The sequence below is a fragment of the Acinetobacter dispersus genome (assembly GCF_009884975.1).
GTDB lineage: Bacteria > Pseudomonadota > Gammaproteobacteria > Pseudomonadales > Moraxellaceae > Acinetobacter > Acinetobacter dispersus.
This window is the reverse complement of record NZ_CP041970.1, coordinates 2,623,087-2,642,457: the sequence shown is the minus strand read 5'-3', so window position 1 is coordinate 2,642,457 and position 19,371 is coordinate 2,623,087. Positions and strand designations below refer to the sequence as shown.

The 19,371-nt window shown below is 42.2% G+C and carries 19 protein-coding genes, 2 tRNA genes and 1 riboswitch; of the genes, 11 read left to right on the top strand and 10 right to left on the bottom strand.

Annotation, left to right across the window (positions count from 1 at the left end):
• The first annotated feature begins 39 nt into the window (after positions 1 to 39).
• The 3 genes from FPL17_RS12125 to FPL17_RS12115 all read left to right on the top strand — a co-directional run bounded on the left by FPL17_RS12125 (position 40) and on the right by FPL17_RS12115 (position 1,848).
• Positions 40 to 699 carry a hypothetical protein gene (locus FPL17_RS12125; RefSeq protein WP_159885279.1) on the top strand — a complete coding sequence of 220 codons (660 nt, stop codon included), beginning with the start codon at positions 40 to 42 and terminating at the stop codon, positions 697 to 699.
• 117 nt (positions 700 to 816) lie between these two features.
• Positions 817 to 1,227, top strand: a complete 411-nt coding sequence (locus FPL17_RS12120) for a GFA family protein (RefSeq protein WP_159885277.1) — start codon at positions 817 to 819, stop codon at positions 1,225 to 1,227.
• 18 nt (positions 1,228 to 1,245) lie between these two features.
• A complete protein-coding gene (locus FPL17_RS12115; protein WP_159885275.1) occupies positions 1,246 to 1,848 on the top strand; it encodes a flavin reductase family protein in 603 nt (200 codons plus the stop codon).
• Positions 1,849 to 1,894: 46 nt separating this feature from the next.
• Here FPL17_RS12115 and FPL17_RS12110 read toward each other — a convergent pair whose 3' ends face one another.
• Positions 1,895 to 2,227, bottom strand: a complete 333-nt coding sequence (locus FPL17_RS12110; protein ID WP_005210246.1) for a HopJ type III effector protein — start codon at positions 2,225 to 2,227, stop codon at positions 1,895 to 1,897.
• 138 nt (positions 2,228 to 2,365) lie between these two features.
• On the opposite strand from FPL17_RS12110, the gene FPL17_RS12105 reads away from it, so the two are divergent.
• The 3 genes from FPL17_RS12105 to FPL17_RS12090 all read left to right on the top strand — a co-directional run bounded on the left by FPL17_RS12105 (position 2,366) and on the right by FPL17_RS12090 (position 4,230).
• On the top strand, positions 2,366 to 3,223 hold the full coding sequence (locus FPL17_RS12105) for a DUF2071 domain-containing protein (protein WP_159885273.1): 858 nt from the start codon (positions 2,366 to 2,368) through the stop codon (positions 3,221 to 3,223).
• 80 nt (positions 3,224 to 3,303) lie between these two features.
• A riboswitch (Fluoride riboswitch) is annotated at positions 3,304 to 3,370 on the top strand.
• Between the two features lie 133 nt (positions 3,371 to 3,503).
• Complete coding sequence (gene crcB, locus FPL17_RS12095) at positions 3,504 to 3,884, top strand: fluoride efflux transporter CrcB (protein ID WP_005192109.1); 381 nt, start codon at positions 3,504 to 3,506, stop codon at positions 3,882 to 3,884.
• 16 nt (positions 3,885 to 3,900) lie between these two features.
• Positions 3,901 to 4,230: a DUF190 domain-containing protein gene (locus FPL17_RS12090; RefSeq protein WP_151715536.1), complete on the top strand. Its 330-nt coding sequence runs from the start codon at positions 3,901 to 3,903 to the stop codon at positions 4,228 to 4,230.
• A 98-nt stretch (positions 4,231 to 4,328) separates the two neighbouring features.
• Here FPL17_RS12090 and FPL17_RS12085 read toward each other — a convergent pair whose 3' ends face one another.
• From FPL17_RS12085 to FPL17_RS12070, 4 genes are all read right to left on the bottom strand, one after another.
• The gene (locus FPL17_RS12085; protein ID WP_005155032.1) at positions 4,329 to 4,583 is read right to left on the bottom strand and encodes a type B 50S ribosomal protein L31; all 255 of its coding nucleotides are present in this window, start codon (positions 4,581 to 4,583) and stop codon (positions 4,329 to 4,331) included.
• Positions 4,584 to 4,843: 260 nt separating this feature from the next.
• Complete coding sequence (locus FPL17_RS12080) at positions 4,844 to 6,136, bottom strand: ABC1 kinase family protein (protein WP_151715535.1); 1,293 nt, start codon at positions 6,134 to 6,136, stop codon at positions 4,844 to 4,846.
• Positions 6,137 to 6,415: 279 nt separating this feature from the next.
• Entirely contained in the window at positions 6,416 to 7,777 is a 1,362-nt protein-coding gene (locus FPL17_RS12075) for an MATE family efflux transporter (protein WP_151715534.1), read from the bottom strand.
• A gap of 31 nt (positions 7,778 to 7,808) precedes the next feature.
• Positions 7,809 to 8,270, bottom strand: coding sequence for a DMT family transporter (locus FPL17_RS12070; protein WP_005210256.1), 462 nt, complete (start codon positions 8,268 to 8,270; stop codon positions 7,809 to 7,811).
• A 139-nt stretch (positions 8,271 to 8,409) separates the two neighbouring features.
• On the opposite strand from FPL17_RS12070, the gene hemW reads away from it, so the two are divergent.
• On the top strand, positions 8,410 to 9,564 hold the full coding sequence (hemW, locus tag FPL17_RS12065; protein ID WP_151715533.1) for a radical SAM family heme chaperone HemW: 1,155 nt from the start codon (positions 8,410 to 8,412) through the stop codon (positions 9,562 to 9,564).
• Between the two features lie 122 nt (positions 9,565 to 9,686).
• Here hemW and FPL17_RS12060 read toward each other — a convergent pair.
• The 5 genes from FPL17_RS12060 to FPL17_RS18795 all read right to left on the bottom strand — a co-directional run bounded on the left by FPL17_RS12060 (position 9,687) and on the right by FPL17_RS18795 (position 15,864).
• Positions 9,687 to 9,762: transfer RNA gene (locus FPL17_RS12060), tRNA-Lys, on the bottom strand.
• 120 nt (positions 9,763 to 9,882) lie between these two features.
• Positions 9,883 to 9,958, bottom strand: a tRNA-Lys gene (locus tag FPL17_RS12055).
• Positions 9,959 to 10,131: 173 nt separating this feature from the next.
• On the bottom strand, positions 10,132 to 11,973 hold the full coding sequence (locus FPL17_RS12050; protein ID WP_159885271.1) for a long-chain-acyl-CoA synthetase: 1,842 nt from the start codon (positions 11,971 to 11,973) through the stop codon (positions 10,132 to 10,134).
• 194 nt (positions 11,974 to 12,167) lie between these two features.
• Positions 12,168 to 15,509: an Rne/Rng family ribonuclease gene (locus FPL17_RS12045; protein ID WP_159885269.1), complete on the bottom strand. Its 3,342-nt coding sequence runs from the start codon at positions 15,507 to 15,509 to the stop codon at positions 12,168 to 12,170.
• 208 nt (positions 15,510 to 15,717) lie between these two features.
• Complete coding sequence (locus FPL17_RS18795; protein ID WP_004637771.1) at positions 15,718 to 15,864, bottom strand: hypothetical protein; 147 nt, start codon at positions 15,862 to 15,864, stop codon at positions 15,718 to 15,720.
• 432 nt (positions 15,865 to 16,296) lie between these two features.
• Between FPL17_RS18795 and FPL17_RS12035 the strand changes: the two genes are divergently transcribed.
• From FPL17_RS12035 to FPL17_RS12020, 4 genes are all read left to right on the top strand, one after another.
• Positions 16,297 to 17,229, top strand: a complete 933-nt coding sequence (locus FPL17_RS12035; RefSeq protein WP_159885267.1) for an RluA family pseudouridine synthase — start codon at positions 16,297 to 16,299, stop codon at positions 17,227 to 17,229.
• A complete protein-coding gene (locus FPL17_RS12030; protein WP_159885265.1) occupies positions 17,226 to 17,864 on the top strand; it encodes an HAD-IA family hydrolase in 639 nt (212 codons plus the stop codon). Before FPL17_RS12035 ends, FPL17_RS12030 begins: the two co-directional genes overlap by 4 nt.
• Positions 17,865 to 17,975: 111 nt before the next feature.
• A complete protein-coding gene (locus FPL17_RS12025; protein WP_005192133.1) occupies positions 17,976 to 18,674 on the top strand; it encodes a helix-turn-helix transcriptional regulator in 699 nt (232 codons plus the stop codon).
• Between the two features lie 52 nt (positions 18,675 to 18,726).
• The gene (locus FPL17_RS12020; RefSeq protein WP_159885263.1) at positions 18,727 to 19,335 is read left to right on the top strand and encodes a glutathione S-transferase family protein; all 609 of its coding nucleotides are present in this window, start codon (positions 18,727 to 18,729) and stop codon (positions 19,333 to 19,335) included.
• Positions 19,336 to 19,371: the final 36 nt, after the last annotated feature.

Genomic DNA, 19,371 nt, shown 5'->3' with positions numbered 1-19,371 from the left:
TGAATAAAAATAATCTAAATCAATTGATGAAGAGGGTATATGAATATTGAGCCGATTGTAGAAACACAAGACAACGTAATAATAAAACCATTGCAACCGAAGCAAGTGATCACTTTATTTTTTCAACCGAAAAAATTCTTTTCACAATCTAAAACCTATCATCATCAAAGCATTATTGTGATTGCTTACTTAATTGGTATGGTGACGGTGATGGACCGAATCGATCAGCAGCTATTACGTGCCGAAACAACAAATAGAACCTCTTTCATGAGCTCAGCTGTGGATTTTTGGTCAAGTTACTGGGTATGGGTGCTGGGTATGGGGATTATTTCTGCTGCATTTGGCTGGTTGATTCAAGGCTGGTGGTATAAGAAAAGACTACAGTTTTCAGGTGCTAAAGAGGCTGATCCACAACTTGCCCGACATGTCTATGTGCTGCAATCGTTTGTCTTTGCTTTGCCGATCGTGATTACAACTGCGATCCAAACATTTTTATATCCAAATTATATTGAAGCCTATAATCAATCTACAATTTTAGGCTTTATTTCAGTTCCATTTTTATTCTTGTCATGTTGGGTGAGTTACCGCGGGGCTACCCAAGTGTTTCATACCAATGGCTGGGCAAAATTTTGGTTTTTAGGATTGCCTATTCTGTTCTACGTTTTGATCATTGGGGTATTTTCTGCTTTGATCAGTTAAGGTTAAAGGGGCTGTGTGATTTCCCTTGAATCACATTATATTTCTTGAGCAGATTTGCCTTGTGATTCAGCATTTAAAAATGCTAGTTTTGAGTAAATGTTCATCAGGAATAGGGATATGTCTCAAGCTTCATCGGTCTATCGTGGCAGTTGTTTATGTGATGGGATTCATTATGAGATTCATGGTGAAATTGGTGAGATCATACAATGCCATTGTCAACGTTGCCGAAAAGCCAATGGTACGGCCTATGCAACCAATGCACCGATTAGCAGCACAGCGTTTAAAATCGTACAGGGTGAAGCGCTAGTTAAAAAGTTTGCTGCATCTGGGGTGTATCGCTGGTTCTGTGGCGAATGTGGTTCTCCACTGGTCAGTTCACGGGATGCACAGCCTGAGCTTTATCGTTTAAGAATCGGAACTCTGGATACACCATTACAGCAAAAGCCAAGCATGCACATTTTTGCTGCGTCTAAAGCAGAGTGGGATTGTATCGTAGATGATTTACCGCAATACGCTGAACGTCCTTAAACTGGATGTATTTTTGCGATGATTTTTGAGACTTCAGATTTACAAGCAAATGATATCTACCGCTTATTGGTTGGTGGGATTTCACCTCGACCGATTGCATGGATTAGTACGCTTTCTGTAGATGGCGTAGCAAATATTGCACCTTATTCATTTTTTAATGTTGCCAGCTGTAATCCACCCATTTTATGGTATTCACAAGTCAATCCAAGAAATGGTCAGGATAAAGATACCATTCGCAATTTGATCGATACACGAGAATGTGTCGTGCATATTGTGAATTCAGCATTGCTGGAAAAGATGAATTTATCCTGTGCTTTATTGCCACCAGAGCAAAGTGAATTTGATTTTGCCAATATTGAGGCTGAACCAAGCCATACAGTTGCAGCTTTATCTGTCAAAGATGCACCTATTCGCTATGAGTGCCAGCTAAGGGAAGTTCTGCAACTCAGTACGCTTCCATCGGGTGGTACAGTGGCTTTGCTGGATGTGAAGTCGATTTATGTTGATGATCGGCTTTGGGATGGACAGATAATTGATCAACAGCAACTGGACAGTGTCGGGAAAATGGGTGGTGATTTTTATAGTTTAACCACCGACTTGCGAAAATTGACAAGACCCTAGCCATCGAATAGAAGCAATAAAAAAGGAGGCTTTGCGCCTCCTTTTCTTATTTTGCAGCTAAAGCTTCACCTTCAAACTTCACGCCATCCCAACCGTGTTGCATGAATTGACGAATATTCTGGTGATCAGTCGCCTCAGGGGTCGCCAGTACAGAAGCATAATGTTCTGCAAATAAATTTAACGTCTCTGCTTGGCTCAAACCTTCAATTTTTGCAAAGCTAAGTACTTTGGCACTGCCTTGGTTCTCAGTGGCTGCATTTGACTGTGCGCCATTTTGAAAGGCTGTTGGAGTGTGTTGATAACGTGCTTCGATAAATGCCAATACATCAGCAAATTTTGCCGAGCCATCTTTAAGTTGCGCCAATAAGCTTTGAGCCATTTCAAAATTCCATGTTTATTGAATCAATGGCAGCATCATAACATTGAAAATGTAGAATAGAAGTCGATAGATATCCGAACTAGACGTTATAGCGCTGGCGGTTTATGCTCAGAATGCTTATGAATGCGTTGAATAATAATGAATCGACATGACTTTAAATTACCGCCATCCAAACGCTTATTGCGCTTTCTCGCTCCCGTTTTTAGTTGCTGTTTCCTATTGCAACTGCGCCGTTTGATGATGCGCATATTGCCGTTTATGCCTTTGCAGAGTCAGGTCAGCAATATTGTGTATTTATCGTGGCTGGTGGATGTTGAACAGGTCCGTCAGCGCTATCCGAAAGATGTACTCTTATGGGAAAAAGATGGGAAAACCATTTTTACCATTCTGACTTATCAGCATCATCATTTTGGTTTCAGTTTCTTGGGAAAATTACGTCAGTTAATGCCTTCACCTCGACAAAGTAACTGGCGCTTTTATTTGGATGAGCCGCATCCAAAGACCGTGATTTTTGAACAGGTAATCGTCGATCAGTCCTTATATGTGATTGGTGGCCGTTTTGCCAGTGATGTGATGCCAGCACAATATGCTTCGGTGTTTCAACATCAACTTGATGAGCAACAAGGCAGTATCCATACTGAAATTAGCGTTGATAAGGATTATGCCTTGATCAGCGATGTGCAGATAACGAAGCAAAAGCAATTACCTACTTCATGGGAAATGCTATTTCCATCATGGGATGCCGCTGTTCAATTCTTAGTTGATCAAGACCATGCATGGACAGAATGGGTCGATCAACCGACTCGAATGTCGCAAGGGGATATTCAGATGCCGTTTCAGTTTCAACAGATTCAAGCTGCTCAGGTTCGTGCATTACAAGCACCCAAATTATTGCAACAATTCGGTTTAGACCAGGAGACAGAAGCCTTCGCTTTTGTCGTACCTGCATTAGATTTCTATGTGGTTGGGGAAAAAGTTTTAGCAACATCGGAATAAGCTGTGGATAAGTTGATGTTTATACACAGCGTCATTCAGCATCAAAACATGGGTTGAGTTGCCCAAAAAATATGTTATTTTAGAGCAAAGGAGATGGCATTCCTCCTGTCACAAACCGCCATAATGGCTAATGATGCCTACGTTACCCTGAACAGGGGGCGTAGGTTCGTGCGTGCTCTGTTCCCATTTTTGGAGTTCGCCAATGAAAATTCTTCAAAACAATAGCTATAAATCCATGTCACCCTATTCTTTCACTCCAACATTGTCTTTGGAGTAAGTCATGTACTATCCATTACTTTCAATCGCTTTAGGCTCGGTACTCGGCGCATGGCTGCGTTGGTTTTTGGGGCTAAAACTGAATCCGATCTTTCCAACGATTCCTTTGGGTACGGTCACAGTCAATTTTGTTGGTGGCTTTATTATTGGTTTTGCAATTTCCTATTTTTCTCAAAGCTCATTGAGTCCTAATTACAAGCTGTTTGTAATCACAGGCTTTTGTGGTGCATTAACCACCTTTTCGACCTTTTCTGCCGAGATTCTTGCGTTATTGCAAAGTGGTAAGTTGGGTTATGCCTGTGCAGCGATTCTGATTCATGTACTTGGGTCGTTGCTATTTACGATTTTAGGCATGAGTTTGCATCAATGGCTGAGTGCTGCATAGTTGAGGAGCAACGATAATGAATGGATTTTTAATTACTTTTTATACCGCCCAGAATCGTAACTATCAGGGACAACCGATCAGCGAATGGTTATTGTCTGTCGCAAAACAAATGAATTTACGTGGCGCGACGGTGCTCGCTGGACTGGAAGGCGTTGATCATCATGGTTTGTTTCATTCTGCCAGTTTCTTTGAGTTGGCTGATCGACCTGTACAGATCCAGTTCGCAGTAACAAATGAGCAGGCAGTCGAATTAATGAATTATTTGAATGATAAAGAAGTTTCTTTGTTCTATGTCAAAACACCAATTGAGTTTGGTGTAGTTGGACAAGCAACGACGGATTCTTAGAGGGTAAACGTTAGGTATAAAAAAAGAAGTCTAAGTGGAGGAGAGATAGCCTTAGACTTCTAATGTTTACAGCTTAATATGTGAAACTTAACAGAAGATTAACTATTGCGATTGAAACGTGCAAAGCGTTTGTTAAAGCTTGCGACACGTCCTTCATTACTTGCCTGACGTACTTCACCTGTATAAAACGGATGTGATGCACTTGAAATATCAAGGGTCACGTATGGATAAACTTTACCTTGATATTCACGAGTTTGTTTGCTTTGCAGGGTACTACCAATTAAGAAATAAGTATCCGCATTGGTATCGTGAAACAGCACTTGTTGATAGGTTGGATGAATACCTTTACGCATTTTGAATGACTCCTATTATTTGTGGAAATGTTATAACATAACAATATGTGAAGTCAATCTTCTTCATTTCAAGTTTTGTTGGCACTTATTTTTAAATAGCTGATCGGCAAGTACCGAAAAACCTAGCTTTGATCATGTGATTGTATTGGTTCAATTGCCTCATACTTTATCGAGTATGGGGAAAAAATAACGAAAATTGATGGGCTAAAATAAATGAGTTCATAAAAATGCCAATCAGATGATTGGCATTTTTATATGGACTAGTTTGGAACTAATTCTTCAAACAAATCATTGAGATTGTCATGCACTTTGAGGTGAATGAGATTCCAATAATGTCCTGAAATAGTTCGATTAACCATGAGGGTATCTGGAGAGGGTTTAAACACATCCCAGTATTTCAATGATTGTTTGACCAGACGTATACCATCGTGATGTGATGAGTTTTCGGCAAAATCATAATGTGTGCTTAGAGGACGCAACAGGATTTCAATCCATTGTGTATATAACTCACTTGGGAATTTCTGCTTTTCAGCAATCGAATGTAATTCCACCAGCAGATCTTCAACCTGAGCAATATCTTCTTGGCGAGCAGCATTCACCAGTGCTTTGAAATGCTGAATGATTTCAGGTGAAAGGGTTTTTACGCTGCCGTAATCATAAATAATCACGCTGCCATCTGCACGGAAAGCAAAGTTGCCTGGATGCGGGTCACAATGGAAACGCTTTAAGAAAAACATTTCCTGTCCTAAAGCACGAATCAGACGACGACCAATTTGATTACGTGTTTCAACCGACCATGTACTTGCCGTTTCGATGGATTCACCTTGTTCAAGACTAAGCGTGAGTACACGACGAGAAGAATAATCTTTATATACAGTTGGGATAATGATTTGATCATCGAGCTTTTCATGGAAGGTTTTAAAGACTTCTAGGTTTTGTGCTTCAATTTCATAATTCAGTTCCGCAGAAAGGCTGTCTTGAATTTCCTGAAACAGTTGATCTTGCAGCTTCTTATCAATCTTTAACACGCCCATTAAGCGTAAAGCGAGACGGACTTGTTTTAAATCACTTTCACAGGCTTGATCCACCCCAGGATATTGCACTTTCACCACCACAGCTTGACCGTCTGGTAGTACTGCACGGTGTACTTGTCCAATTGAGGCAGCAGCAAAAGGTTCTACTTCAAAAGAGCTAAAAATCTGGTTTAAAGGTTTGCCCAACTCTTTTTCAACTTGTTGCTGAATGGCAGAAAAGGGCATGGCAGGGGCTTGACGTTGTAGTTTGGCTATAGCCTTTGCCACTTCTGGTGGGAAAATATCTTTATATTGTGAGGCGATTTGCCCAACTTTCATTACTGCGCCTTTCATTTCTCCCAATGTATCTGCAATCTGTAAACCAATGTCTTGAAACAGTTTGCTACGTGCAGCGTTTTTTTGTTCTTCGTCTGCCGTGAGATTTCGAATGGAATTGGCAACACTTTTACTGGCAATACTTGCGGTCATGCCAGCCAGTTTTAAAAAACGTCTACTGGGAGAGCTTGCATGCTTTGCCATATGCGCTTGACCTCGGTCGATCTAGTTTCAAAGTGATATCTTGATCATAGGCGACAAAACTTAAATTGCCTATAACAAAATGTTAAGTGATGTAAGTATGAAATGAGGCCGAATTAAAGAATAAAAATTTGTATAACTTAATTTTGATCAGGACCGTCGAATGTAGGATGTATCGGACTTTACTTTAATTTTTAACGATCAAAATGGACAGTATTGGAGGCCTAACAGAGGCAGTATCCATGCCACCTCTGTAGGCTTGGTTTTAACACAAGGTCATGTTTATAGCTTTGGGCTAGCCATTTGCATCAAACGCTTATTGTTAAAATATAAACGACCAATCAGTAAAACACAGGCAATACTTAAACCAATAATCAGGCCGAGCCAGACACCAGCAGCACCCCAAACCGTATAGCGAGCAAGGTATAAACCAATCGGGAATGCTATGACCCAATACGCCATCAAGGTGATCCACATAGGAGCCTGAGTATCCTGCATACCACGTAAACAACCTGCGGCACTGACTTGCCATGCGTCCATCAACTGATAGGCCATCGCGAACCAGAGTAAGTACATCGCAACAGGAATGACATTAATATCAGTAGTATAGATCGCCACGATATAGGGACGCGCAAGCGCAATCAATGTCATGGTCAAGGCTGCAAAGATCGTGGCCGTAATCAATCCCACAATTTGTACTTGACGCATTGCATGCCAGTTTTGTTCGCCATAATACATGCCAACACGAATCGTCAATGCAATCGCTAAGGACAGTGGGATCATAAACAGCTGAGAAGTGACTGAAATTGCAATCTGGTGAGCTGCAATCGCATTTTCACCAAGTGGGCCAAGTACAATTGCACCGGTACTGAAAATACTGACTTCAAAAAATACAGCAAGTCCAATGGGTAAACCCAATTTTAAAATGCGTTTAATCCAAACTGGATCAATTCTTTCCCATTTGGTGAAGATAGGCGCCTGTTTATAGGCTTTTGCTTTGGAAATATAAATGGCTAAAGTGATAAACATGAGCCATTGCAAGATCGCCGTTGCAAAACCACAACCTGCGCTGCCTAGTGCAGGAATTGGTCCAAAGCCATACATAAAGATAAAGTTCAGCGGAATCAGTACCAATAAGGCAATCAAGCTAATGGCTGTGACAGGGCGTGGATGTCCCAACGCTTCGGAATAACTACGCAGTGCTGCATACATCATGACTGCAGGCATACCAAAACCAATCGCATGTAAGAACAGGCTTGCTTTCGGTATTAAGCTTTCAGGCACACCAAACAGGGGCAGGAACATTGGCATACATTGCAGAATTAGCATCGCTACGATACCGAGAATGACAGCGACCCATAGAGACTGTCGGGCAATGGTTGGAATTTTTTCGGGTGTTCTTGCACCACGCGCCTCAGCAACCAAAGGTGTTGTTGCCAACATGATTCCTGCAAAGAGCAGCATGATGGGAATCCACAAACCAACACCGACTGCGATCGCTGCCAGATCCGTAGCAGAAAGATGCCCTGCCATAATGGTATCGATTAAACCTAATCCAGCTTGGGCAAATTGTGTAATTAGAATTGGAAACATCAAATGAAATAGCTGTTTGAGTTCAAATCGCTTGGTTGTGGCATGGGACACAAAAAATACTCTTATTAAAATGGGGGGAGAATTAGCGTTGTAGTGTTAATAACACACCAATAAAAATTACAATACTGCCCAGTAGGCGTTGCCAGTTAATTGGTGTTTTGTCTGTACCTAACCAGCCAAAGTGATCAATCAACATGGAAATTACCAATTGTCCAAAAATCACTAAACCTGAAAAAGTTAAAAATCCGAGTTTAGGTGCAGTATAAATGCTCATACTGATTGCATAAACCCCAAGGCAGCCGCCTAACCAAAGAAACCATGGAATTTGTGAAAGTTCACTTAAACTGGGTCTGTCTGCACCTTGGAAATAAACTAATAGGGCTAGAATAATCGTCCCAATCAAAAAGGAAAGTAAGGCGGCTTGCAGTGGTGAGTTGAGATACTCTCGGAGCTGTGCATTGATTGCCGTTTGAAAGGCCATTGCAATCCCGATTCCTAAAGCAAGGGGAAGGATAAATAGCAATTGGCTGGAAATTTTCATCATATTATCGGTCTAATTGTTCTTTATGTTCTCAGTCTAACTGAATACATAGGGGATGATAAGCCGTGTGTATCGTCGAAGCGGCAACCGTGCCGAGTCGAGTCATGTTAAAATAATCAGGTTCTGTTGTTGAGCTTGTATCTTGAGTCTGTTAAATCCAGTAAATATTCCACTGTCTTTGTATATTCATATGCCTTGGTGTGTACGTAAATGTCCTTATTGTGACTTTAATTCGCATGCTGTTCCTGATGGGCAATTGTCGATGGACTTGGAACAGCAATATCTTGAAGCATTGGTGGCTGACTTTGAGACTCAGGTTGAAATGGCGCAAGGGCGGTCTATCCACAGTGTATTTATTGGTGGTGGTACGCCGTCACTGATTTCTGCACAAGGTTATCAATGGTTGTTCGATCAACTCAAAGCGCATTTAGACTTTGAAGATGACTGTGAAATTACACTGGAAGCTAATCCAGGTACGGTTGAGCATGATCCATTTGCCGATTATCTGGCGGTGGGGATTAATCGTTTATCACTGGGCGTACAAAGTTTTGATCCAGAACATTTACAGCGACTTGGTCGAATTCATTCAGCCAATAATGCACTGGATGCGATTCAGCAGGCGCGTCAAGCAGGCTTTGAGCGTGTTAATGTTGATCTTATGCATGGTTTACCCCAACAAACAGAAGAACAAGCCTTAACGGATCTTAAATTGGCTGTAGAGCATGGTGCAACGCATATTAGCTGGTATCAACTGACCATTGAGCCAAACACGGTTTTCTTCCGCACTCAGCCTGTATTGCCACAAGATGAGGTTTTAGAACATATTCAAGAACAGGGTGAGGCGTATTTAAAAGCTAATGGTTATGTGAATTATGAAGTTTCAGCATGGCGTAAGGAAAAGCCATCTGCGCATAATTTAAATTATTGGCAATTTGGTGATTATCTGGCGATTGGCGCAGGTGCACATGGCAAGGTGACACGTCCGGACGGTGTCTATCGTTTTCAAAAAACACGGTTGCCGAAAGATTATTTAGCTAAAGTTCCTGCAGAGCATGTGCAAATGAAGCGTATCGAAGCTGAGGAATTACCTTTTGAATTTATGATGAATGCTTTGCGTTTAAACGAAGGTGTTGCAGCAGCATTTTATGCTCAACGTACTGGGCTTGAACTGGATGAGTTAAATCCAAAGCTAGTGCGGTTGCGCGAGAAAAAATTATTGATTGCGGATAGCCAGCGAATTGCTTGTACAGAGCAGGGACATATTTTCTTAAATTCAGTATTAGAAGCATTTTTATAATTTAAGCACATGATGACTTTAAGCAAGGATGCTTAGAGTGAAACCAGTTCTGTTGTCATCTTTTAGAAAGAAATTGAGTAGACAATAAAAAAGCCTCATCAATGATGAGGCTTTTTAGAATTTGGTGGGTCGTCCGCGATTCGAACGCGGGACCAACGGATTAAAAGTCCGCTGCTCTACCAGCTGAGCTAACGACCCTGAGCGAGGATAAGTAAAACAGCGTTTTACCTGAGCGCAAGAGAAAATCTATGATTTTCCGTAGCTTAACCTCTTACAGGCGTTTGTAAAATACATTTTACAAACTCTCAAAACATTAGATGGTGGGTCGTCCGCGATTCGAACGCGGGACCAACGGATTAAAAGTCCGCTGCTCTACCAGCTGAGCTAACGACCCTAAGCAAGTATTTCAACAAGCTTCGCAAGAAAAACTAATTTGTTCTAAATGCGTCTTCGTTTTGATGTTGCGTATTCTAGCAACTTATTCAGCTAACACAAGAGGAAATTCAAAAACATGTGCATGATTGTTTATAAAAAGCACGATTTCCTCTTATTTAGCTAAAAAATAAACTAGAAACGGTATTGATAGCTTTGAATATTATCAAAGATCTCAGCATTTACATCACTATAGCTGCTTGCACCTGGTAATAAAACCAGTAAACGTTCAGAAGTTTTACTCGGATTAAATGAGTCTTCTTTCAGTTTATTCTTCTGGTATTTAAATGTCCCAGTTGTTTCTACTTTCTCTTGAACACGTAAGAAAACGGGAATGGCATAAGACGGTAAGCATTTTTTAAACACATTAACCATGTTGCTTAAATCCGCTTCATTGAGTTCTGCACCATCGACCAGAGTGATCGCTGCCATACCTGCACGACCATTGGTATTTGGAATTTCTACGCCGTATACCACAGCCTCTACGATCTTTTCATATTCGCAGACCATGTTTTCAACTTCTGTTGTAGAAACGTTTTCACCTTTCCAACGGAAAGTATCACCTAGACGATCCACAAACTGTGCATGGCGGAAACCTATGTCGCGGACCAAGTCTCCAGTATTGAAGTATGAGTCACCTTGGGTAAACACATCTTTCAAAATCACAGACTTGTTCTTTTCAGGATCGGTATAGCCATCGAATGGTGAACGGCTGGTGATCTTACCAATCAGTAGACCGACTTCGCCTGTTTTCACTTTCTTACAGTGACCTTTCTTATCGCGGACTAATTCATTCTTCTCTTTGTCGAATTCAACGATTGCATACGGTGTTGGAGAGAAGCCTACGGTGTTGTCAAAGTTGAAGATGTTGCTAAAACCAACGTTACCTTCGCTAGATGCATAAAGTTCAAGTACTTCTTCGACACCAAAGCGTTCTTTAAACTTGCCCCAGATATTCGGACGCATGCCGTTACCGATCATTTTGGTGACGCGGTGTGCACGATCTTGTTCTGTTGCAGGTGCATCAATCAGGTAACGACACAGTTCACCGACATAACCAATTGCAGAGGCATTGAATTTCTGTACATCTTTCCAGAAGGCACTGGTTGAATATTTACGACGAACAGCAAGTGTTGCACTGCCAGCAATCACACCACACCAACATACGACGACACCCGTCGCATGGTAAAGCGGGAGAGTCACGTACATCACATCATCTTTACCTAAATTCAGAATGTGACCATAGGTGCCATAAGCTAGCGTCCAGCGACTATGAGTGAAAATTACTGCTTTTGGTAAGCCTGTTGTACCTGAGGTATAGATGTAGAACAAACCATCTTTACCTGTCACTGTGCGCGTGGTCGATGGATTGAATTTGGGGAATTGATCAATTTGTTGGGCAAGGTTCACGTAACCTTGTGGTGCAGTCCCTGCATTTTTACGGGTTTCTTGATCGGCAAACCAGTGGAAACGATCTTGAGCAACTTTTAAGTCTTGACGTGCTTCATCAATCGCAGCGCGAACTTCTTCACCTGCAATCACCGCAATTGGATTGACCAGATTAATACTGTGCGCGAGTACCTTACCGACTTGCGAGGTATTGACGAGTGCAATTGTCACCCCAATTTTTGCCAATGCAACGATAGAGGCAATAAGTTCAGGACGGTTTTCAACCATCACTGCAATGACATCGCCTTTTTTAGCACCAAGCGATAAATAATAATGCGCAATTTGGTTTGCCCATTCATTGAGTGCTTGGTAGCTATAGCTTTGATCTTCAAATAACAGTGCGATGCCTTGAGGGTTACGCTTGACTGCTTTTTCAAAGGCAATACCTAAACCAGCAGGAGATGTTGGTGTTCGCAAATATGCTTGTTTAAGACCATTGAGGATATGAGGTACTTTAGTGATGAAGTTAGGAAGTCGAGTTGCGACATCACCAAGGGTAATAATATCGGTCTGCGTAGTTTGGCTCATATCAATCCTATTTATTTTTCGATCAATCCAAGAAATGGCTATCCGTTAGAACACAACCATTCACACCATTTTGTTAATGCTGTTTTGTAATGGTAAGTGCCTAGAGCAATCAACCTAATTTGACAAAATAACAAAAAAGCCTAGTCATCGAAATGACTAGGCTTAGCCTTATTGAGTGCAATTTAGCAAATTACTCACTCAGCTGTGGCTTTTTTAGGTGGACGGCCACGTGGACGACGAGGGCGGCTAGATTTCTCTTTTTCCGCTTTCGCTGCTTCATCATCCAATTCTGCTTCTGTCGAAGTTGTCGCTTGTTCAGCTTTTTCAACAGCTTGAGCAGGCTCGGTAACTTCTGCAACCGTCTCGCTTACGGTTTCAACTTCAGCAGTGACAACAGGTTCAACTGCTTCAGCCTCAACTGGCGCAACTTCTGCTACAGCATCTGTACTGGCAAGTTCTAAAGGTTGTTGCTCAGGTGCAGTAGTTACGGCTGCTTCTGCGACAACGGCATCTTCTGCTTGTTTCACTTCTTCTTTCGATTCAGTGCTTTCCACAGGAGCTGGTGCTGCATTTGAGGCAACATGTGCTTCTTTCGCTTGCTCTGCTGCCATTTTCGCTAAACGACGACGTTCACGCGGATCATTGGCAACACGAATTGCTGCTGCTTCTGGTGGTGTAAGTGCTAGCACAGGTGCTGGTTCAGCTTCTTCCACTACTTTTTTGCTTGGAAGTTCAGCATCACGTGTGACAGGACGCTTATTTTCTTCAACCGTTGTTTCCACGACTAAAGAGTTTGCATATTGTTCAGCAAACTTTTGTAGTGCGCGGTTAAACGTGGTGATTAAGCCAAATTGGTCAATGAGAATAGTGCAATCTTCACCATAGACATGACGAATCAAACTGCTGACAGTGTATTGACCCAAAGTCGGAATTTGTGAGGGTGCCACAACGACTTTAGGTGCTGCTTTTTGAGCTGCTTGAGCACCACGTTGACGACGACGTGAACGTGGGTCATTGGCTGCACGTTTTACAGGTGCTTGAGCAGTTTCTGTTGCAGGTGCTTGTTCAGCAACGGCAGCTTTTTCTGCTTGAACAACAGGTGCGGTTTCAGCTTTTTCAACAACCGCAGCTTCAACTTTAGGTGTCAAAGCAGGTGCTTGTTGCGAGTTCAGAGCCACAATTTCACTTTGACCTTGATCAATATTAACGATTAGGGCAGTGTTCATTGGTGCTGAACGTGGAGCATCTACCACATCAACTTTCACCTGTTGCGGATTCGCTGGTGCTTCAGTTGTAGCAGGAGCTTCATTCAATACGCTTTGATCGCGATGACGATTTGGGCGATTTGGACGTTGCTGATTACGATCACGACGTGGCAACGGTGCAGCCTCGTTACCATGCGCAGCATCATTGTTGTGCTGTTGCTGGTTTTGTGATTCTTGAGGTTGTTGACGTTTTTGCTGACGTTTTAGCTCACGTTGCTCATGGCGCTGTTCTTGGCGTGAAAGCTGTACCACTTCTTCATGCACTTGAGTTTGTTGTTCATGTGCATGCGCGTGTTGCTCGCGTTGTTCTTTGTGCTTACGCTTCTTCTGATTTTGATTTGGACGATTTGATTTCTCGTCTTTATCAAACTGCTCACGAGCTTCTTGTTTCACAGGATTTTGCGAAATATAAGCATTGTTTGCTGCTGGTGCTGCGACTTCGGTGGCAGCAGGTGCATTCACTTGACCAAATTGACCACGGCTTACAGCACCATTATTTACCATTTGCTCAATGGCTGCTGCTGCATTTTGTGCAGAACGTGCTTGGTCAGTGGTTTGTGCTTGTTTTTGAACAAATAAGTTTTCTAACCATGCACAAGGACTTGCTGACTTTTGTGTCGTTGCTTGTGGTTGTTTTGCTTGAGCAGCGTGTTGTTGTGCCGCTTTCTTTTGTGGTGCTGCATTATTTTGTGTTGGTGCAGCATGGTGGTGCTCTGCATCTTCTAAATGCCAGTCAGAAGATTCATAACCCAGTTCTTTTTCACTTGAACGGGTTGCTTCTGTACGTTCATAACTAGAAGGTGCAAAACCGTCTGGATTGAACTGGATTTGATAATGTGGAGTTTCTAAATGTGGGTGAGGCAATACTGTCACACGAACATTCGAAGTTTGCTCAAGGTAAACCAGGCTGTGACGCTTTTCATTCAACAAGAATGCTGCAATTTCAACAGGGACTTCGACTTGAACTTCACCTTGACGCTCACGTAAAGCGATTTCTTCAACCTTACGCATAATCGAAAGTGACAGTGAACGTAAGTCACGTACCATGCCTGTGCCATGACAGCGTGGGCATACGTAGCCAGTCGCTTCTTCTAAAGAAGGACGTAGGCGTTGACGACTCATTTCCATGAGGCCAAAACGTGACAGTTGACCGAATTGAATACGTGCGCGATCGCTTTGAGTTGCTTCCCGTAATTTCGCTTCAACCATACGTTGGTTACGGTCTTTGGTCATGTCGATAAAATCGATCACGACTAAACCACCGATATCACGTAAACGAAGTTGACGTGCAATTTCTTCGGCAGCTTCTAAGTTGGTATTGAGCGCAGTTTCTTCAACATCATGGCCACGTGTTGATTTTGCCGAGTTGATATCAATTGATACCAGTGCTTCGGTTTGATCAATCACGATTGAACCGCCAGATGGAAGTTTTACTTCACGCTCATACGCAGTTTGGATTTGGCTTTCGATACCAAAATGAGCAAATAAAGGCTCATTCAATGTATAGGTTTTTAATTTGTCGAGTTGACGCGGCATCACTGCTTTTACGAAGTTATACGCTTCGTTGTAGGCTTGCTCGCTATCAATCAGAATCTCAGCAACGTCATCGCGTAAATAATCACGAATCGCACGCGTCACTACACCAGCTTCTTGATGAACTAGCATTGGTGATGGGCCTGAACTTGCTGAACCTTGGATTTGTGCCCAAAGGTCAAGCAGATGTTGCAAGTCGAGTTGAAGCTCTTCTTGAGTACGGCCAATCCCTGCGGTACGAACGATGACGCTCATGCCACGTGGTAGATTTAAAGACGCTAAAATTTCTTTCAATTCTTCACGAACTGAACCAGAAATCTGACGGCTAATACCACCACCTTTTGGATTGTTTGGCATGAGGACCAAATAACGGCCTGCAAGTGAGATAAAAGTAGATAGGGCAGCACCTTTATTGCCACGCTCTTCTTTTTCAACTTGAACCAGTAATTCAGTGCCTTCAGTGATGAGTTCACGAATATTTGAGGTTTGACGAGGGTCAGCTTTGAAGTACGAGTTTGCAATTTCTCGCATCGATAAAAAGCCTTGACGCTGTGCGCCGTACTCAACGAAAACCGCTTCTAAAGACGGTTCAACGCGAGTGACATGACCTTTATAGATATTTGATTTTTTTTGTTCGCGTGTACGATTCTCTAAATCGAAATCGTAAAGACGATTACCAGTGATAAGTGCAACGCGAACTTCTTCTGCGTGGGTTGCATTAATCAACATACGTTTCATGGGTGTGACACCTAATAGTGATGCACACAAACAACAAGCTCAATATTTTTGAGCAGACATCAAATTGGCGCGATCAAGACTCAGAAGCAACTTTGTGTAGGAAGCTCTGAAACCACTGACTGTAAATATCCAGCTGGGTTTTGATACGGTTACTTCGATGTCAGCAATACTGCTTCGATCTTGAATCCGTTGATATTTCATGTATGTCTTACATCTGTGAAATATCACTAGATCCGACATAATCAAAGTTTCCTGTACGCTTCACTGGCGGGTGAGCGGTGCATTGGATGGTGACTTTCACTGTCATTAAGCATTGAAGTCGATCCATCTGGAAGTCTTGATACGGAATGATCATCGTATCTCTGCTTAGCAGTTCCAATGCATCAACGCTTTAGCCTGAATGCGACATCAGGGAGCAAATTGTCTGATGTGGATCAGTTTACGTTTAATAACCAGCAAATTGCTGGCGACATATTTTTTCTGAACAAACTGTATGTGCAGATGCACAATTAAACGCAACAGTTTGCCATTTTGCCGATATAATAAGCCTTCGGCGTCGGCATAATTCTTTAGGACCTATCCGAGTTGTTGGTGAATATCTCATCGATTTAAAATTTTATCTAAATAAAATTTTTGATTTGATGCTCACTTACGGTGGTATCCGTGCGCTGAATATATCAAACCTTGCAGCATCTGCCTATGGGCTAAGTTTAGGTTTCTTGTGAAATAACTTAGCTAAATGATCAATTTTTAATCATATTTAACAAATCTTGGATTAATCGAGCGTATGAATTCTACACAGCAATGGCAAAGTGTCACTTGGTTTGACGTGGATGAACATCAAGAAGGGCAGCGAATAGATAATTTTTTATTTACCCGATTAAAAGGTGTTCCAAAAAGTCGCATTTATCGCTTAATTCGTGAAGGGCAAGTACGCGTTAATAAAAAAAGAATAAAAGCAGAAACACGTTTGAGCATTGGTGACCAAATTCGTGTCGCTCCAATTCGTTACGAACAAAAAGATGAATCTGATGTACCGGTGAGTGATGATGTGGCACAAAGCTTACTGAGCCGTGTGGTCTATGAAGACGAAGGCTTGTTGGTGATCAATAAACCTTCAGGGATCGCTGTACATGGTGGCAGTGGTGTGGCTTATGGCTTAATTGAAGCTCTACGTGTCGCGACAGGTAAAAAATACTTGGAACTGATTCACCGTATTGACCGTGATACCTCAGGTTTGGTCATGATCAGTAAAAAACGCAGTACCTTAAAATTGCTACAGGATTTACTGCGCGAGCATAAAATTCAAAAAACTTATGCTGCAATTGTCAAAGGGCAAGTTAGTCTGGATCAGCAATTGATTGATGCGCCATTATTGCGTTATGAGTTGGCTAATGGCGAACGTCGTGTGCGTGTGACCAAAGAAGGCAAGCCAAGCAAGACCAACTGGAAAGTGGTTGAGCGATTTAAATCGGCTACTTTGGTACATGCTTCGCCGCTTTCAGGTCGTACCCATCAAATTCGTGTGCATGGTTTAAGTATTGGTCATCCTTTAGTTGGGGATGATAAGTATGGTCACAACACGCCATATGCAGGTCCAGAGGCACGTCGTTTGTGTCTACATGCGATGCGCTTAGACATTCCAAACTATCCAAGCATTGAAGCGCCAATGCCTGAAGACATGCAACAGGTGATCGATCAGTTGAGAAAGCAGAAATGAGTCAAAATATCGAGTTAGTGATTTTCGACTGGGATGGCACTTTATTTGATTCGGTTGGGCAAATCGTGGCAAGCCTGCAATATGCGGCACAACAGTTTGAACAACCCCTGACGGACGACGCGGCAAAAAGTATTATTGGTTTAGGTTTGCCTGAAGTGATGCAAATCTTGTTTCCACAAGTTCCGCATTTACAGCAAGACATTTTGCAATGTTATGCGGATCACTATGTGGCAAACTCCAAAGGGGATGCATGGTTTAGTGGTGTTGCAGAGTTACTCGCAGATCTAAAACAGCAAGGTTTAAAGCTGGCTGTGGCAACAGGCAAAAGCCGTAAAGGTTTAGATCGGGTTTTGGCACAAACCAATAGTGATGAGATCTTTGATATTACCCGTGCAGCAAGTGAAACCAAATCTAAACCTGATCCATTGATGTTGCAGGAAATTCTTGCCGAGATGGATGTCACTGCTGATCGTGCTGTTATGGTAGGTGATACCAGTTATGATCTAGAAATGGCTCGTAATCTCAATATGCCGCGTATTGGTGTGAGTTATGGTGTGCATAGCATTGAAACCTTACTGCAATATCAACCTCTGGCGATCGCGCATGATGTGCAGGATCTACACAAAGCTTTGTAAAGTGTGCTGAATGTGGCTGCTTTGACCGAGAGTTAATTCATCTAAATCATATGAAACGACAATGATGGGAGTGTTTGCATTCCCATCATCCATAATAACAATAGGGACCATATGAGTCGTTCAATCCGTTTGCTCAATTTATTACAGCTACTTAGAGAATATCGCTATCCTGTGACCGCGCAGGTGTTGGCAGAGCGTTTACAGATTAGCCAGCGCAGCGTCTATCGTGATATCGAAACTTTGCGAGAGCAGGGTGTTTGTATTGATGCTGCCGCTGGATTAGGGTTTCAACTGAAACAAGATTTTCTGCTTCCACCGATGACGCTGAATGAAACCGAGATCGAAGCGATTTTTTTAGCACTGAATTGGTTGAGTGATATTCCTGATTTGGCTTTGAAATCGGCTTCAACTTCAGTATTGGCAAAACTCAATGCGGTACTGCCTGAGCATTGTCAGCATCAACTTGAACAAACCACTTTAAGATCCATCAATGTCTGGTTACCAGTTGATGAAACTCTAGTTGAGCAAGTGCGTTTGGCGATCCGTCAGCAGTTAAAAATTACCGTAGATTATGCCGACGAACAACAACGGGTAAGTTCTCGTATTTTGTGGCCATTTGCGCTAGGTTATTTTAATGATCGAATCGTATTGGCGGCATGGTGTGAGCTACGTAAAAGTTTTCGTCACTTCCGTATTGATCGGATTCGAGCGCTGAGCTTAAGTCAGGAGCTTTATCCTCAATTCAAACAGCAATTATTCCAACAGTGGTGGGCACAGGAAATGTGCCGTGAGACTACTGACAAAAACTGACAATCAAAACAATTACATTGAAATAAGAATAACTCACCAAGGAAATATCAAAATGGCACTTAAACTTTATACCAATAGTTTTTCGCGTGGCGTCGTTGTTGACTGGTTACTGATCGAGCTTGGCATTGAATGCGAACGTATCGAGGTTGCTTTTCAAACTGAGATGAAAGCACCTGAATATTTAAAAATTAATCCATTTGGCAAAGTACCTGTTCTTGTTGATGGCGATGTTGTTGTCTATGAGCTAGATGCAATTTGTGCTTATTTAGCCGATAAATTTGCAGATAAAGGCTTGGCACCCGCACTCAATGATCCAAAACGCGGTGTCTATTATCGTTGGTTATTCTTCATTTCTGGGCCTTGGGAAGCCGCTTCAACCAATAAAATGCTTGGGGTTGAGGTGAAGCCCGATCAGAAAGGTTCAGTTGGATATGGTGATTACCACGATGCCTATAATGCCTTTGTGCAAGGACTGAGTGAAGTTGATCCTTATTTATGTGGGAAGCAGTTTACTGCTGCAGATGTGACGGTTGCTGCGATGTTATTTTGGCAGCTTAAGATGGGGGATATTCAGTCTCATCCTGCGATTGAGCACTATTTAGAAAACATTAAACAGCGACCAAGTTATCAAAAATTCGCTGCATTTTTTAGCAATGCCTAAGCCAATAGTATCTGCTTAAAGAATAAGGAAGCCGAG